Source organism: Amycolatopsis sp. CB00013 (assembly GCF_001905755.1).
Taxonomy (GTDB): domain Bacteria; phylum Actinomycetota; class Actinomycetes; order Mycobacteriales; family Pseudonocardiaceae; genus Amycolatopsis; species Amycolatopsis japonica.
In genome coordinates this window covers 935,293-951,396 of the sequence record NZ_LIWC01000001.1, presented here as the reverse complement: position 1 = coordinate 951,396, position 16,104 = coordinate 935,293, and the positions used below count along the sequence as shown (strand labels likewise).

Annotated in this window: 12 protein-coding genes; 3 read left to right on the top strand and 9 right to left on the bottom strand. The window is 69.7% G+C overall.

The window, feature by feature from the left end:
* The first annotated feature begins 62 nt into the window (after positions 1-62).
* The 3 genes from AMK34_RS04225 to AMK34_RS04215 are packed head-to-tail and all read left to right on the top strand — an operon-like array spanning position 63 to position 5,022.
* Complete coding sequence (locus AMK34_RS04225; RefSeq protein WP_073843032.1) at positions 63-3,206, top strand: non-ribosomal peptide synthetase; 3,144 nt, start codon at positions 63-65, stop codon at positions 3,204-3,206.
* Positions 3,203-3,919 carry a thioesterase II family protein gene (locus AMK34_RS04220; RefSeq protein ID WP_073843030.1) on the top strand — a complete coding sequence of 239 codons (717 nt, stop codon included), beginning with the start codon at positions 3,203-3,205 and terminating at the stop codon, positions 3,917-3,919. The genes AMK34_RS04225 and AMK34_RS04220 overlap by 4 nt, the downstream gene beginning before the upstream one ends.
* On the top strand, positions 3,916-5,022 hold the full coding sequence (locus AMK34_RS04215) for an acyl carrier protein (RefSeq protein WP_143202330.1): 1,107 nt from the start codon (positions 3,916-3,918) through the stop codon (positions 5,020-5,022). The genes AMK34_RS04220 and AMK34_RS04215 overlap by 4 nt, the downstream gene beginning before the upstream one ends.
* Before the next feature lie 549 nt (positions 5,023-5,571).
* Here AMK34_RS04215 and AMK34_RS04210 read toward each other — a convergent pair.
* From AMK34_RS04210 to AMK34_RS04170, 9 genes are all read right to left on the bottom strand, one after another.
* Entirely contained in the window at positions 5,572-7,113 is a 1,542-nt protein-coding gene (locus AMK34_RS04210; protein WP_338020553.1) for an amino acid adenylation domain-containing protein, read from the bottom strand.
* Positions 7,110-8,399 carry an MFS transporter gene (locus AMK34_RS04205; protein WP_198941626.1) on the bottom strand — a complete coding sequence of 430 codons (1,290 nt, stop codon included), beginning with the start codon at positions 8,397-8,399 and terminating at the stop codon, positions 7,110-7,112. The genes AMK34_RS04210 and AMK34_RS04205 overlap by 4 nt, the downstream gene beginning before the upstream one ends.
* 13 nt (positions 8,400-8,412) lie before the next feature.
* A complete protein-coding gene (locus tag AMK34_RS04200; RefSeq protein WP_083649732.1) occupies positions 8,413-10,830 on the bottom strand; it encodes a condensation domain-containing protein in 2,418 nt (805 codons plus the stop codon).
* Positions 10,831-10,846: 16 nt separating this feature from the next.
* Positions 10,847-12,406: an amino acid adenylation domain-containing protein gene (locus AMK34_RS04195; protein ID WP_073843029.1), complete on the bottom strand. Its 1,560-nt coding sequence runs from the start codon at positions 12,404-12,406 to the stop codon at positions 10,847-10,849.
* Entirely contained in the window at positions 12,403-12,651 is a 249-nt protein-coding gene (locus AMK34_RS04190; RefSeq protein WP_037339943.1) for a phosphopantetheine-binding protein, read from the bottom strand. The genes AMK34_RS04195 and AMK34_RS04190 overlap by 4 nt, the downstream gene beginning before the upstream one ends.
* Positions 12,652-12,729: 78 nt before the next feature.
* The gene (locus AMK34_RS04185; protein ID WP_073843026.1) at positions 12,730-13,986 is read right to left on the bottom strand and encodes a metal-dependent hydrolase family protein; all 1,257 of its coding nucleotides are present in this window, start codon (positions 13,984-13,986) and stop codon (positions 12,730-12,732) included.
* A gap of 85 nt (positions 13,987-14,071) precedes the next feature.
* A complete protein-coding gene (locus tag AMK34_RS04180) occupies positions 14,072-14,518 on the bottom strand; it encodes a hypothetical protein (protein WP_038513638.1) in 447 nt (148 codons plus the stop codon).
* A gap of 66 nt (positions 14,519-14,584) precedes the next feature.
* On the bottom strand, positions 14,585-15,811 hold the full coding sequence (locus tag AMK34_RS04175; protein ID WP_073843024.1) for a cytochrome P450 family protein: 1,227 nt from the start codon (positions 15,809-15,811) through the stop codon (positions 14,585-14,587).
* Positions 15,812-15,865: 54 nt separating this feature from the next.
* Complete coding sequence (locus AMK34_RS04170) at positions 15,866-16,102, bottom strand: ferredoxin (protein WP_037337791.1); 237 nt, start codon at positions 16,100-16,102, stop codon at positions 15,866-15,868.
* Positions 16,103-16,104: the final 2 nt, after the last annotated feature.

The window sequence follows — 16,104 nt, the reverse complement described above, 5'->3', positions numbered from 1 at the left end:
GGCACAGCACGGCTGCATCCCCGGAACATCGCCGGTACATCGGATCCGGCGACTCTCTCGGCATGACAGCAGAACTCCAGCTGGCCGACACGGCGACCCTGCCGCTCACCGAGTCCCAGAAGGGACTGCTGGTGGTGGACAGCTTGGTGCCGACGAAGCAGATCTACAACCAGGTCATCCAATTCGATCTCGATCCGGCCAAATGCGTCGCCCCGCTGGCCGAGACGGTGACCCGGGCGCTGGTCGCCCTGGTCACCGTCCAACCGGCGTTGCGCCAGGTCTTCCGGCTGCATCCGGAGATGCACGCCGTGCTGCGTCCCCCGCCCACCGCCGACGAACTGCCCCTGGAGTCGGTCTCCGTGCCGCCCGCCGAGTACGCCGCGACCCTCACCGCGCTCGGCCGTGACATCGGCCGGGCGCCGTTCGATCTGGAGACCGGGCCGGTGCACCGGTTCGGCTTCGTGCGCGCGAACGACGACAGCGCCGCGGCGATCCTGATCTGCGGGCACCACCTCGTCGGCGACGGGGTGTCCATGGGTCCCATCGTGCGCGACCTGGACCGCGCCCTCGCCGGCCCGATCGACGTCGACACGGTGCGGGTGAGCCGGGAAGCCGCGCTGGTCAAGGAACTCAAGGCCCAGAACCGGGCGGCGGGCTCGACGCGGACGGCCGACCAGGTCACCGCGTGGGCGGAAAGCCTGCGTGAAGTCCCGCCCCTCGTGCTGTACCCGCGCCCCGACCGTCCACATCAGACCGAATTCGCCGGGCAGCGGATCTCCTGGACGCTCGGTGCGGTGGAATCCGAGCGGTTCCAGGCCACCTGCAAACGTCTCGGGGTCAGCCCGTTCGTGCTGCTGTCCGCCGTGTACGGCACGGTGCTGGCGCGGCACGGCGGAGTGCCGCGGGTGCTGATCGGCAGCCCGTTCACCGCGCGCCGCACCATCGGGTCGTACGACCTGTGCGGCTTCTTCGTCAACACGTTGCCGGTCACCGTCGACGTGGACTGGACCCGCACCGTCGACGAGCATCTCGACAAGACCGTCCGCGCGGCGGTGGACCACTGCCGCGCCTCGGTCGACGTCCCGTTCAACCAGCTGGTGGCGCAGGTACAGCCGGACCGGCCGAGTGACCGCAACCCCCTGTTCTCCTGCATGCTCGCCATGCAGGACACGTTCGATCCGGCGACCGGGACCGGCGCGGTGGTCGGCGCGTACGAGCCGGGCAACGGCACGGCCAAGTTCGACCTCTGGCTCGGTGCCACCCTGGTCGACGGCCGGTGGCTGCTCGAACTCGAGTACGACAGCGCGCTGATCCCGCCCGCGGTGGCCGACGGACTCCTGAAATCGCTGCGCACGGCCCTGTCCCGCGCGGTCACCGATGGCTCCCTGCCCCTGGCCGAACTGTTCGACGACGCCTCGGCCGTCCCGAGCAGACGTCACGACGGGTACCCGGCGCACGTACCGGCACCGACGCTGTACGAATGGTTCACCGAGACCGCGCGCCGGACCCCGGAAGCGGTCGCGGTCACCGAACCCGGCCGCACGCTCACCTATGCCGAACTTTCCCTGACCGCCGAGCGCATCGCCTCGGGGCTGGCGGGCCGGGGCGTCGGCCCGGGGGACGTCGTCGGGCTGCGGCTGGACTCGCTCACCGAGACCGTCACGGCGATCCTGGCGATTCTGCGGCGTGGCGCCACTTACCTGCCGCTCGAACCGAGCCTGCCCGCCGACCGGATGTCGTACATGGTGCGGCAGTCCCGCTGCCGGGTCGTGATCGGCTCCGGGGTCACGTTGCACGGGGTCGAGGTCGCACCGGCCGCCGATTTCGAGTCCGAGGTGGACACGGAGCTCGCCGCGACGGCCGACGCCCCGGTGTACGTGATGTTCACTTCCGGCTCGACCGGCCTGCCCAAGGGCGTGCTCATGGGCCACCGGCCGCTGCTCAACCTCGCCGCCTGGCAGATCTCCGCGCTCGACATGACCGCGGACAGCCGGTTCCTGCAATACGCGCCCGCCGGTTTCGACGTGTCGTTCCAGGAGATCGTGCCGACGCTGCTGGCAGGCGGGACCGTGGTGTCCAGGGAGCCCGCCGACCGGCGCGACTTCCCCGAACTGGTGCGCCGGGTCGCCGACACCGAGGTGACCCACCTCTATCTCCCGGTCGCGGCACTGCGTCCGTTCGTGTTGTCCGTGCGCGCCAGGAGGGAACATCTCCCGGCATTGCGGTTCCTGTGCGTGTCCGGCGAGCAGTTGCTGGCGGACGACGAGATCCGCGCGTTCGTCGACGACCATCCACAGTGCACGCTGGTCAATCACTACGGCCCGACCGAGACCAACGCCGCGACCACCCAGCGGCTGACCGCGGCCGACCCGCCGTGGGCACGCCATGTGCCGATCGGTCTCCCGTTGCCGAACGTGACGGCGTACGTCGTCGACGGCACCGGCCATCTCGCGCCGGCGGGGGTGCCGGGTGAGCTGCTGCTCGGCGGTCACGCCCCCGCGGCGGGCTACGTCAACGACCCGGATCGCACCGCCGAACGGTTCCAGCCCGGCACGTTCACGCCAGGCGAGACGGTCTATCGCACCGGCGATCACGTGGTGCGGGACGAACACGGCGCCCTGATCTTCCTCGGCCGGAACGACACGCAGGTGAAGATCCGCGGCTACCGGGTCGAACTCGGTGAACTGGAGGCCGTGGCGGCCGGCCTGCCGGACGTCCGGCAGGCGGTGGCGGCGGTGCGCGGCGACGGGATCGATCGGCGGCCGCTGTTGTTCCTCCTGCCCGAGCCGGGCGTGACACCGGACCACGAGCGGGTGCGGACCGTGCTCGCGGAACGGCTGCCGTCGTACATGGCACCCGCGGACATCGTCGACATCGAGTCGGTGCCGACCTCCCGCAGCGGCAAGACCGACCGGGCGGCGCTGGTGGCGCTGGCCGAGCAGGTGAGCGCGCGGCGCGCGGAGTCGCCCGCTCCCACCGCGGAGTACGCCGACGACCTGGAGCGGGAGCTGGCCGCGATCTGGGCCGAGGTGCTCGGCGTGCCCCAGGTCGAGCGGGACCGCCCGGTACTGGAGTACGGCGCGCATTCGCTGAACATCTTCACCGTCGTGGGTCAGGTGCAGGAGCGGTACGGAGTGGCCGTGCAGTTGGTCGAGTTCTTCCGCTCGCCGACCGTCGCGACCCTGGCGACGCTGGTGCGGCAATGAGCGCGCCGGTACGCGAACGGCTGGTCACCCTGGTGCGACGCAAGGACCGGCCGGTGTGCGTGATGCTGCCCGGAGCGGGCGGTGGCCTGAACCCGTATCTGCGGCTGGCTTCCCACCTGGGCAAGCATTACAGCGTCTACGCCGTGCGGGCGGCCGGGCTCGTACCCGGGGACACGCCGGAGGACAGCATCGCGGAGATGGCCGACTCCGCGCTGGCGGCGCTCGACGGCCGCTCCCCCGCCCTCGTCTTCGGCTGGTCGCTGGGCGGCACCGTGGGCTGGGAGCTGTGCGTGCGCCTGGCCGACCGGGGGCAGCGGCCCGATCTGGTGATCGTGGACAGTTCGCCGCTCCCCCGGCACGCCTCGTCCGACGAAGACGAACGGATCAGGAAGCTCATCCTGGCGGGCCTCGGGCCGCGACCGGACGAACAGACCGTCGCCAGGGTGGAGCGCGCGTTCCGGGCGCAGGTGCACGCGCTCGCCGAGTACGCCACCGAACGCGAATACCCAGGCCGGGCGCTGCTACTGATGTGCGCGGACGCCGACGACGGCATCTCGGGTCGGGCAGCCGCGCTGCGGCGATGGGAGGAACTCGCGCCGGACCTGCGGACGGCGGAACTGGACGCCGGGCACTACGAGGTGTTCGAGCCACGGCACCTCGACCGGCTCACCAAGGAGATCGACGTGTTCCTCGGCCGGGAGCGGGAATCGTGACCGCCGTCGCCGAGACGTACGACCGGGTCTGGTCTCCGTTGCTGGAGACCGTCCGCGCGGACGCGCTGGACTGCGTGCAGGCCAACCTCGCCGTGCTGGCCGACCAGCACGGTGGGGAGGGCACGCACCTGGCCCTCGGCGCCCCGCTGCGTTTCGACGTCGAACCGGGGCCACGGGTGGCCGCGTCGCTGTCCTATCGACTGGCCGCCGCGCACGAGCACTTGGGCCTGCGGGTCGCGGACCGATGGGAGGGCGTCGACGGCGCCCGGTTGCGTGAACTCGCCGACGAGGCCGATCCGCTGTACGTGATCGCCGACGCCTACGACCTGGCGTGGACACCGTACGCCGGCCGCCGTCACACCGAGCACACGTTTCTTCTGTCCACATCGGACACCGTCGTCGACGCCTACCACGACGAGACCCCGTGGGGTCCGTGCCGTCCCGGCGTGTGGCGGCTCTCCCCCGCCGAACTGGACGCCCTGCCGGCGTCGGCCACCGCGCTGCGGTTCACCACCGAGCCGGTCGCCGAACCGCCGGACGTGCTCACCGCCAACGCGCGGGCGATGGCCGACGCCGTCCCGGTGATCGACGCCTACCTTTCGGCGGACCACGGCGAAGATCTGGTGCTCGACATCTGGTTGCTCGGCCGGTCACGCCTGCTGCACGCCGCCTGGCTCGCCCGCCACGACCGGCCGAGCCCCGAGGTCGACGCGCACGTCCAAGCCTGGCTCACGCTGGCCTCGAAAAGCTTCGTGGCCGCACGCCGATCGCCTGACGGCGCACCGACCGCGGCGGTCCTGGCGGACCTCGGCCGCCTGCTCCACGAGGACGTCGCCCTCGCCGCCCGGCTCGCCGCCCGGCTCGCCGCCCGGGCGGCGGTGCTCGCCGCGATCCAGGAGGTGCTGCGGATCGACGACTCCACCGTCCGCGGCGCCGGCAGCCTGCGCGAGCTTCCGAACTACAACTCCTTCGGGCTGGTCGAGATCATCGAACGGGCCGAGGTCCGGCTGGGGGTGGTCCTCGGCGATGAGGATCTGACTCCGGAAGCGTTGCGGGACATCGACTCGCTGTGCGCGACCTTCGCCCGGCGAATGGCTGGTTGAGGGTCCTCGTGAGTGGCTAGGACGGTTATTGTTGGCTGGATTGAAGGCTCCCTCTCGCTATCCACAAAGGACATATAAGGCGCCCTGCGCGCCCGATATGGGAGATTTATTCGGAGGTCGTGAGTGATTTTGGTGGTTCTAACCCTCATTATCACTCACGACCTCCAAACAGAACGGATATATCGGGATCAATCGGGCATCTGATCAACGCGAGATGTCCCTTGTGGACACTCAGGATCGGCCTGCCCACATCGCTAGTTCAAAACTCACACCGCATAGGCATTCCTTCCCACCTGCAGGTGAAGAAGGCAAGGCCTCCGCAACCCACTCGTTACCGCGGCACTCGCCCTGCGGATGGCGCGTGAAGGCCTCGCTGGGGACGTTGGACGTCTCAATGGTGGCCTTCAGGACATCAGTGCCCCACAGGATTCGGGCGTGAAGGGCCCCTTCACGCGCGATCTGCGACCAGCCACCGCAGCGCTAGTGTCCCCAATGTGGCATTGGAGACGCTGATCGTCCCCAATGCCACATTGGGGACGCCAAAGCCCGTCACTGACCGGCCTCCCGCGCCTCGGCGGCCAGCCGCCGCCGGTCGATCTTGCCACTCGCGTTGACGGGAAAAGTGTCCACGTGGTGCACGAACGCCGGGACCATGTACTCGGGAAGGCGCCGGGCAACCGCGGCGGTCAGCTCGTCCGCGTCGACCGGCTCACCGGTGTGCAGGGCGTGCAGTACGGTCGGCCCACTCCGCGAGGGCACGGCGAGCACCACCGCGTCGCGCACGCCCGGATGTGTCCGCAGCGCGGCCTCGATCTCGCCGAGTTCGATACGGTAGCCACGGATCTTGACCTGATCGTCCAACCGTCCGATGTGGACGAGCTCGCCGTGTTCCCACCGGACCCGGTCGCCGGTGCGGTACCAGTCACCCGCCCGCGGCGCGCCGTCGGCCACGGCGAACGACGTTTCGCCGCGGAAGAACCGGCCGTGGTCGTCCGCCGGGTCGAGGTAGCCGTCGAAACGCTGGCCGCCACGGACGCACAGCTCGCCGTCTTCGCCCGCGCGCCCGTCTTCGGTGACCAGCACCGCGTCGAGCGCGTCGTGCACCTGGCCGATCGGCACGGTGCCGTTGGACGTCTCGGGCCACGACGCGGGATCGGCGGGCAGCCGGTACGCGGTGACCGTGACGGTGAGTTCGGTGGGACCGTACGCGTTCTCCACCACACTGTTCGGCGCTGCCGCGGCCCAGGCCCTGGCCTGATCCATGGTCAGCTGCTCGCCGGCGAAGACGCTCCAGCGCAGATCCGGCATCGCCCCGGGACGCAGCCCGCGCAGCCGCCCGGCGAGCGACACCACGGACGGAACCGAGTACCAGTGGGTGATCCGCTTGCCGGTGACGAACCGGGCCGGGGTGAGCACGTCGGCTTCGGAGGGCACCACGAGGGTCGCGCCGGTGCTCCACGAGACGAACAGATCGAACACCGACGGATCGAAGGTCAGGTCGAACGTCTGGGACAGCCGGCAGCCGGGCTCGACCGCGTACCGCTCGACGCAGTGCGCCAGGTAGCCGGCCACGTTCCGGTGCCGGATCGGCACGCCCTTGGGTGTCCCGGTCGACCCGGAGGTGAACAGCAGATACGCCACCGCGTCGGGATCGCCCTCGTAGGGCGGGCTCCACGGTTCGGGCAAGTGCTCGGGCCAGTCGCCGAGCAGGGGCAGCGCGACCGCACCGGTGCCGTCCGCCACCTCCGCCGCGCCGACGTCATCGGCCACCACGACGTCGACCCCCGCAGCCACGCACATGGCCCGGTTGCGCTCAGGCGGGAACTTCGGGTTGAGCGGGACGACGATCGCGCCGAGCCGCAGCGCCGCGAGGTAGCCGGCGTACGTGGCCAGGCCGCGCGTGGCGGGCAGGCCGACCGCGTGCGGACGTCCACCCGCCGCCCGCGCCAGCTCGGCCGCCAGCCTTTCGGCGAGCAGCCGGAGTTCGCGGTAACTCAGGGCGTGGTCCTGGACCTCGATCGCCGTCGCATCGGGGAATCTCCGCACGGAGTCGAGGAACCAGCCGTACATCGTCCCCTGTGGATCGATCACTTCCCGCTGCCTTCCGCGGCGGGAGCGTCGGCCTCGGCGACCGCGTCCGCGGTGATCACCCGCAGGAACGGATAGACCATCAGCAGGCAGACCACCGCGAAGACCCCGAACGCGATCTGGAAACCGAACAGTTCGGCCAGACCGCCCGCCACGGCCGCGGACACCGGGAGCATCCCCCAGGAGAGCAGTCTGCTCGCCGCGCCGAACCGGCCCAGCAGTTCGTTGGGTACCAGCGATTGGCTGATCACCCGCGAGTTCACCGTCCACATCGTCCCGCCGACACCGGCGAGGAACGCGGCGACCCCGACCGGCCAGACAGCGGCCGGACCGGCGGGGATCACCGCGGGGACCCCGACCATCAGCACCGTGCCGACGATGTCGACGAACATCGCCCAGCGCCTGCCGATCAGCCGGTTGACCGGGCCGACCAGCACCGTGCCGAGCACTCCGCCGGCGCCGAGGCTGGTCAGCAGGAACCCGTACTGTGCCGGGGTGAGGCCGAGCGGACCTCCGACCGCGTATGCCGGGATCAGCGCGTACCACGCGGCCCAGCAGCCGGCCATGCCCGTGATCAGCGCCGCCATCGTCCGCAGCAACCGGTGCCGCCACAGGAAGACCAGGCCCTCACGGATCTCCGCCCTGGCCGGACGGCGCTCCTTCTGCTGCTTCACCGTGAAGTCGCCGACCAGCAGCGTCAGCAGCAACGCGCCGAACAGGTACACCGCACCACTGGCCCCCAGCGCGACGGCGAACCCGGCGGCCACGAGGAATCCGCCGATCGGCGCGCCCAGGAAACTGAACGTGACGTACTCGGTCGCGGTGAGCCGCGCGTTCAACGCCTGCCATCGGTTCTTCGGGGTCACCGAGGGGATGATCGACATCGCGGACAGCTGCGCGACCACCTCGGCGACGCCCAGCACCAGTGCCACGGCGAGGATCAGCGGCAGGTTCACGACGTCCACCGCGACCGCGGCCAGCATCACCGCCATCGCGGCCATCCTGGCGAATTCGGCGCCCACCATCAGCGACCGCCGGTTCTTGCGGTCCACCAGCACACCGATGTGCAGGGCGGTGATCAGCCACGGCAGGGTCAGCATCATCGCCACGGCGGCGATCGACGCCGGTGAGTCGGTCACCGTGGTGGCCAGCAACGGAAGCGCCACGCGCATCACCGCGTCGGCGGTGTTGGTCGTGCCGGTGAACGAGATCAGCAGCCACTCGTTGCGCCGCGGCGACGGCCCGGTCCCGGTCGTGGGGGCGGGCACGGTCGAGGGTCGCTCGGACACAGCTCCTCCAAGATCACGCGGACGGTGTGGTGGTGGCCCGGAGCCCCACGATCGCGCGGGCGATCTCCGCGATCGCCGGGGCTCGGAGCATCCCGTAGTGGTCGGCCTCGACCTCGATCAACCGTGGTGGCGCAGAGAACCGGCCGGTCCACTGATCCACCTGGTGGTCGGCCAGCTCCGCTCGGACGAGCAGCGCGGACGCTTCGAGCGGGCGTTCGCTGAGGTACGAACCGACCGCGTCGGTGTGCCGGTTGAACGTCGTCCAGCGCTCGAGGAGCATCGCCACCGAAACCGGCTGACCGCTCGCCGTGGCCAGCCGAGCGGCCAGTACCCGCATCGCCAGCTCGGGATCCCCCGGCGTGGTCTTGGCGGGCGTGCCGTCGAGGGTCGCGCCGAAGGTCGCGGCCATGTTCTCGCTGAAGACCTCGTACACCACCGCGTCCCGCACTTCGCGCGGAATGTCATGCTCGACCGGCGGTGTCGAGTCGAGCAACACCATCGGTGGCGGGGTCCCGTGGCCGGTGGCCGCCATCTCGAACGCGATCTGCCCGCCCATCGACCAGCCGCCGAGCAGATCGGGGCGCAGGTCCTCGGCGTCGAGATCGGCGCGGAATCTCGCGGCCATGGCCGGGATCGAGTCCAGCGGAGCACGTTCCTGCGACGCCGTGACCCGCCAGTCCGACGGCAGTTCGGCCACCAGCTCGCGGTAATCCCGCGCGGTGCCGCCCGCGCCGGGCAGCAGATGCAGATGCGGGCCCTCGCCGTCCTGGAGGACGACCAGCGTGCTCCCGTCGTCGACGCCGGCGCCGCCGTCGAGCTGCTCGGCCGCCTTGCGCGGGGTCGGCTCGGTGAGCCATCCGGTGATGTCCAACGTCACGCCGCTTTCGGCTTCGAGGGCCGACGCGAACTGGACGACCTTCAACGACCGGCCGCCGGTGGCGAAGAAGTCCTCGTCGGCTCCGGTCGGCGCAGTGCCGAGCACTTCGGTCCAAACGCGGCGGACCTGGTCGAGCGACGCGGATTCCGGCATCTCCGTGGTGTCCAGATCCGCCGTCGTGATGGTGTGCTCCAGATAGGCGGGCGCCGTCCTGGACCCGACCTCGATGGTGCCCACCGGCAGCTCCGGGTCGAGGCCGCCCTCGGCGAGGACCCGGTCGATGTCCTGGAACAGCCGCCGCGCGGTCGAATGGTCGAACCGGCCGATGTTGTACTCCGACTCGACGATGTATTCGCCGTCGAAGTCGAACACCCCGAACCCGAGGTCGGTGCGGGCGGCCCGGTTCGGCGCGCGCTGCAGCGTCAGCTCGACATCGCCGAGCCGCAGCCCGACCCCGATCGACCCGTACCAGGTGACCAGGATCGGGATCGCGTCCCGCAGCCGTGCCTGCGCCGATTCGGTGAGCGCGCCGTACACCAGGGAGAAGGGCACCGTCTGGTGCGCGAGGCTGTCCCACATGCCGTCGCGGACCCGCTCGACCACCGTGCCGAACGAATCGCCGTCCTCGACGACGGTCCTGGTGACCAGGACGTTGGCCAGATATCCGACCAGCGCCTGGTCCTGGGGTGTCATGCGGTTGGCGCTGACCAGGCCCGTGCAGACCTCCGGCCCGGCGCCGCCCCGCGCGAGCACCGTCTGCAGCGCGGCGAACAGCACGCTGAACGGCGTGGTGAAGTACCGCTTCGCCAGGGTTCCGATGCCGTCGACGGCCTCCTTGCTGAAGACGAACCGCACCATCCCGCCCTTGTTGCCGGTGCCGGTGTAGGTGTGCCGGTCCGCGACCAGGGTCGTGGTCACCGCGCCGTCGAGCTTCTCGCGCCAGTACTTCAGGCTCGCGTCCCAGCGGCCGTCGGTGCGGGCGGCGTTCGAGGCGAGGATGTGCTCGCGGAACGACACCTGGGGCTCGCCGTCGAATTCCGGCTCCTCGCCCGCCACCGCGGCCGCGTAGGCCTTGGCGAAGTCGTCCATCAGCAACTGCATCCCCCAGCCGTCGACGAGGGCGTGGTGGACGGTGACCAGCAGCTCGTGCTGGTCGCCGACGGTCACCGCCACCAGCCGTGCCGCCGGGGCCACGTCCAGCGCGAGCGGACGCTCCTGGATCTCCCCCGCGATCGAACGGAGCAGGGGCTCCACCGGAACGGAACCGGGGTCTTCGATCTCGATCCGCTGCGGCTCGGCCTCGACATGGTCCACAATGGACACCATGATCGCGCCGTCGCGGTGGTGCAGGCTCGCACGCATCGCCTCGTATCGGTCCACCACGGCCTGCCAGGCGACCCGCAGGGCGTCGAAGTCCAGCGGCCGGTCGGCCTTCAGCGGCCAGGTCTGGTTGTAGACGGACTTGTTCTTGGCCCTCTGGTGGATCCACCAGAGCATCTCCATGAGGGCACTGGCCGGGAACATGCCGGTGTCCGTCGCGACGGGAGCGTTCAACGGAATTCCTTTCCGGTTATCGGCGGACGATCGGCAGGATCTCTTCGGTCAGTCCCTTGCGGTCGACCTTCCCGTTGGCGGCCAACGGAATGCTGTCGCGCTGGTGGTAGCCCCTCGGGCGCATGTAGACCGGGAGCTCGTCGAGCAGCCGGACGAACTCGCTCTCGTCCACGGGATCGCCCGCGTAGACCGCGTGCAGGTCCACCTCGCCGTCGGCCGCCGTGAGCGCCACCACGACCACTTCGGCGATCGACGGATGCCGCCGCAGCGCCGATTCGATCTCGCCCAGTTCGACCCGGTTGCCCCGGACCTTGATCTGGTCGTCGACACGGCCGAGGTGGACCAGCTCGCCGCTCTCCCGGCGCACCCGGTCACCAGTGCGGTACCAGTGCGCCGGGGTCAGCGGCTCGGAGCCGTCGTAGACCGCACCCCGCTCGCCGTCGAAGGACAGGAATCGCCCGGCGTTGTCGCCGGAGTCCAGGTAGCCGGGGAAACGCTGCGGGCCGCGCACGCACAGTTCGCCGTCCGAGCACTCCCGCAGGTCTTCGTCGAGCAGGACGTAGTCCAGATGCGGGAAGATCTCGCCGATCGGCATGGACCGGTTCGAGGTGACCGGCCAGTCCGCGCGCTCGGCGGGCACTTCGTAGCCGGTGCAGATGACCGTCAGTTCCGTCGGCCCGTAACAGTTGTGGATTTTCGCGTTGGGGGCGGCCGCGCGCCACACCTCGACCTGTTCGAGGTTCAGCGGCTCGCCGCCGAACATGCCGCGGCGGAGATTCGGCATGCTGCCCGGGGCTAGTGCGCGCAGCCTGCGGGCGAAGGAGATGATCGACGGCACGGAAAGCCAGTGGGTGAGCCGTTTTTCGTTCACGAAACGCACCGGTGTGAACACCTCGCTGTGCTGCGGGACGCACAGGGTCGCGCCGGTTCCCCAGGTGGCGAAGAGCTCGACGATCGAACCGTCGAAGAAGAGCTCGAAGGTCTGCGAAACCCGGCAGTCGTCGGCGAAACCGAACCGCTGGATGTTGTCCTCCAGCAACGAGGAGACGCATTCATGCGTGACCGGCACGCCCTTGGGGCTTCCCGTCGAGCCGGAGGTGTAGATGATGTACGCGACGTCGCCGTCGCCGGAACCGATCTCGGGCAGCGGCTCGCCACCGTCCAGCAGGGCACGCCACCGGTCACCGGTCAGGTCGACGATCGGGATCCCCGACTGCCGCGGGTACTCCGGCAACTGCTTGGCGGAGGTGTCGTCGACGATCGTCACGTCCAGGCCGGCGTCCTTGGTGATCACCAGGTTCCTGGCGACCGGCGCGCCCTGGTTGAGCGGCACCACGGCGGCGCCGAGCCGCTGGATCGCCAGGTAACCCACGTAGCTCGCGAGGCTGCGTGACGTCAGCAGGCCGACGCGGTCCGGCCGCCTGCCCGCCGCCGAAACCAGGCGTACCGCCATCCGCTCCACGGCGGCCCGCAGTTCGTCGTAGCTCAAGGTCAGCCCGGCGACTTCGATCGCCGTCGAGGAACCGGAACCCGCAACCGTGTCGCCGAACCAGTCGAAGAGCCTGCGTGTCGTCATCGCGCACCCCCGTCCTGGCCGGCGGTGGCCAGATCGGCCAGCCAGCGTTTCAAGTCGGCGACCGTGTGCAGATCGACCAGCCGGGTGGCGTCGATCTCGGCGTCGTCGTCACCCGCCACGTCGACCGCGAGACGCAGCAACGCCAGTGATTCCAGGCCCGCGTCGAGCAAGGGCGTCGAGTCGTCGAAGGTGAAGGTCGCGTACCGCGTGATGATGGCGTCGAAATCGACAATCGTGTCACTCATGGGCATTTTCTCCATGGGGCCGGGGCTTCGTCACCGAGACCATCGCCGTCGCGGCTGTTCTCTCGATGTACTCGGGTTCTAAAGCCGTTGTTGTTGCCCGGATTCGCCGCCTTTCACCTGGCGGCCGGACTTCCAGACGTCGGTCACGTGCGCCGGATCGGCGAGGACACCGATGTCCAGCACCGGATCCGCGTCCAGCAGGAGGACATCGGCGTCGTAGCCGGCCAGCAGCTGCCCCGAGCGCGGCGCCTGCGGGCCGAGCGTGTCGGGCGCGACGGCCGTGGCCATCTCGATCGCCTCCAGCGGGGTGGCGCCGCCCTTGACCATCAGCGACAACTCGATGCCGCCCTTCCCCCACTGCGTCGGCCGGTCGGGGCCGGTCATCGCGAGGTCTGTGCCCAGCGCGATGGTGACGCCCGCCTCGCGGGCCAGCGCGATCGCGTCGAGATGCCGACCGGCCACTTCTTCCAGCTTTCGCTTGGCATACGGCGGAACCAGGTCGCTGGTGAGGAGCAGATGCATGATCGCGCGGGTCGGCACCAGGATCGCGCCGGTCTCGCGCATCGCCGCGGCGGCTTCCTCGTCCAGGTACGTGCCGTGCTCGATGGTGCGCACCCCCGCCTTCAACGCCGCCATGATGCCCGGCTTGCCGTGGCAGTGCGCCGCGACCACCCGCTCGGCCTGGCCGGCCACCTCGACGATCGCCGCCAGTTCGGCGTCGGTGAACTGCTGGTGATGCGGATGGTCCACTTCGGACAGGACGCCGCCGGAGGCGAAGACCTTGATGAGCCTGGCGTTGTTGCGCAGCTGCTCGCGAGCGGCCCGCGCGCATTCGGCCGGGCCGTCGGCGAGCCGCAGTTCGCCGCCGAGATGTCCGAAGTCGTTGATCCACGGGACGGGGAATCCGTGCACGTCGCCGTGCCCGCCGGTGGTCGACAACGCCGTGCCCGCGCTGTAGATCGCCGGTCCTTCGATGGTGCCCTCGGCGACCGCGCGGGCCAGATGGATGCCGAGACCACCGACCTCGCGAATGGAGGTGAAGCCGGAGTCGAGGCAGGCCCGCAAGTCCGACACGCACCGCGCCGACCGCAACGCGATCGGCTCGTGCATCAGATCGTGCAGGTCCGCGCTGCGCAGACCCATGAAATGCCCGTGACAGTCCCACATTCCGGGCATCACGGTATGCCCGCGGGTGACGTCGGCGCCGGGAGTGGACGGCGCCTCGTCACGCGGACCGGCGTAGCGGATCCTGTCGCCTTCGACGATCACGACACCGTCGACGATCGGTGCGCCGCGTCCGGGAATCAGTTGAGAGGCTTCGATGCGTTGCTGCATGCGGGCCAGAGAAGCAGACCGCGACCGCTCCGGTCACGCGGCGACGATTGCACACCGCGAATCGCCGCTCACGGAAATATGATCGTCAGGCCCGCCGGAAATCCATGATCCAGTTGAGCTCCCACGTCTCGCCGCCGTCGACCGAGAAGGCCTGTTCCCAGCGGGCCGAATCCTCGGTGATGTCCGACCAGACGAACCGGACCCGCACGGGGGTGCCGCCCTCGGTGTCGTCGCCGTGGAAGACCCCGCGGCCGTCGCTGAAACTGCCGACGACAGGCGGGAAGAGCCTCCCGGTGTCGCTGCTCGACCAGTTCAGCGACCACTTCTCGGTCGCGGGGTCGAACAGGCGCAGGGTCAGGCCCCGCACGCCGTCCGGGAAAACGATCTCGTCGACATTCGCCTTTCCTTCGAAAAGGCTCCAACACTTCGCGGGTGCGGTGAATTCGACCCAGTCGTCGCTGCCGGCCAATCGCTTGGCGAGGCGGCGGTTGTGGACATTCCACGATCCTACGAGGAAATCGAAATCGCCCATGCGGAAACGGTATCACGCCCCGCGGCGAAGGCCTTGGGCTTTCGCGACGGGGCGTGCGGACGCGGTCTAGCCGTGCAGGGACACCGGTAGCGAGACGAGGCCGTGCATGATGGTGCTGGTCTTCCAGCGGAGCCGTTCCGGTTCGACGGCCAGCGCCAGGTCCGGAAACCGTTCCAGGAGCCTGCCGATGCCGATCTCGACCTGCAACCGGCCCAGCGGCGCGCCGGCGCAGTAGTGGATGCCGTGCCCGAAGGCGAGATGGCTGCCGAGCCCGCGGGTGATGTCCAGGCTGTCGGCGTTCGCGAACTTCTCCGTGTCCCGGTTCGCCGAACCCAGTGCCACCACCACGATCTCGCCGGCGGGAATGGTCACGCCGTCCAGGGCGATGTCGTCGGTGGTGAAGCGGAACGTCGCCAGGCTGACCGAACCCTCGTAGCGCAGCAGTTCCTCGACCGCGGCGGGTAGCAACGACGGATCCGCCCGCAACCGGGCGAGCTGGTCCGGATGGCGGAGCAAGGCGTACACCCCGTTGCCGACCATGCTCAACGTGGTGTCGTGCCCGGCCACCACGAGCAGGAAGACCATCGCCACCAGTTCGTCTTTGCTGAGCCTGTCCCCTTCTTCGGTCGCCTGGACCAGCGCGCTGAACATGTCTTCGCCCGGGTCGGCGAGCTTCGCGTCGATCAGGTCCTCGGTGAACTTGGCGACCGCGGCCGAAGCCGTGGCCACTTCTTCCGGAGTGTGATTGGCGCCGACGAGCGTGTTCGTCCAGGTACGGAACACTTTGCGGTTCTCGGGTGGAACGCCGAGCAGTTCGGCGAGCACGGTGATGGTCAGCGGAGCGGCCAGATCCTCGATCAGTTCCGCCTCCCGCGCACCGGCCATCTTGTCGAGCAGCTCCTCGGTGATCTCCTCGATCCGCGGCCGGAGGAGCTTCACCCGGCGTTCGGTGAAGGCCTTGCCGACCAGTCTCCGCAATCTGACGTGATTCGGCGGGTCACTGTTGAGCATATGCGCGGCGAGCTCGTCGTCGACCGACGCGGGCGCCTTGTCGGGCGACTCGGCGTGCCGGGCGAACAACTCGTTGACCCGCCGCCCGTCCTTGCTGATCCGCGGGTCCGCCAGCAGGGCGCGGGCGTCGTGGTAGCGGGTCACCATCCACACCTTGATACCGTGCGGCATCATCACTTGCCGGGGCGGGCCCGCTTCCCGCAACCGCGCGTACAACGTGTAGGAATCCTGGACGAAGTCGGCCGAGAGCCTTTCGACGTTCGTCGTTCGACGGCTTTGCATCAACGTCCTCCACGCGTCCGGCGGGCCGGACACGGTGTCTTGTTCGAGGCAGGGTCATTCGAGGGGCGCCAGCACCTCGCCGGTCGCCACGTCCACGACGCGGATCGCCTCCCGTGGGCAGGAATCGGCCGCGGCGAGCACTTCCTCGTCGGCTCCGATCTCGGCGTCGACCGGCTGCGAGCGGTCGCCGACGATCCGGAACCGGTGCGGAAGATCTCCCACGCACACCCCGGAACCCATGCACGAGTCCTGGTCCACGACGATCCGCCAGCGGCGACCGCTCTCGGTCATGT

Coding starts and splice junctions, on each gene's coding strand:
- AMK34_RS04195 (WP_073843029.1), bottom strand. CDS start 12,406: ATGACGACACGCAGGCTCTTCGACTGGTTCGGCGACACGGTTGCGGGT.
- AMK34_RS04185 (WP_073843026.1), bottom strand. CDS start 13,986: ATGCAGCAACGCATCGAAGCCTCTCAACTGATTCCCGGACGCGGCGCA.
- AMK34_RS04175 (WP_073843024.1), bottom strand. CDS start 15,811: ATGCAAAGCCGTCGAACGACGAACGTCGAAAGGCTCTCGGCCGACTTC.
- AMK34_RS04220 (WP_073843030.1), top strand. CDS start 3,203: ATGAGCGCGCCGGTACGCGAACGGCTGGTCACCCTGGTGCGACGCAAG.
- AMK34_RS04170 (WP_037337791.1), bottom strand. CDS start 16,102: ATGACCGAGAGCGGTCGCCGCTGGCGGATCGTCGTGGACCAGGACTCG.
- AMK34_RS04180 (WP_038513638.1), bottom strand. CDS start 14,518: ATGGGCGATTTCGATTTCCTCGTAGGATCGTGGAATGTCCACAACCGC.
- AMK34_RS04225 (WP_073843032.1), top strand. CDS start 63: ATGACAGCAGAACTCCAGCTGGCCGACACGGCGACCCTGCCGCTCACC.
- AMK34_RS04190 (WP_037339943.1), bottom strand. CDS start 12,651: ATGAGTGACACGATTGTCGATTTCGACGCCATCATCACGCGGTACGCG.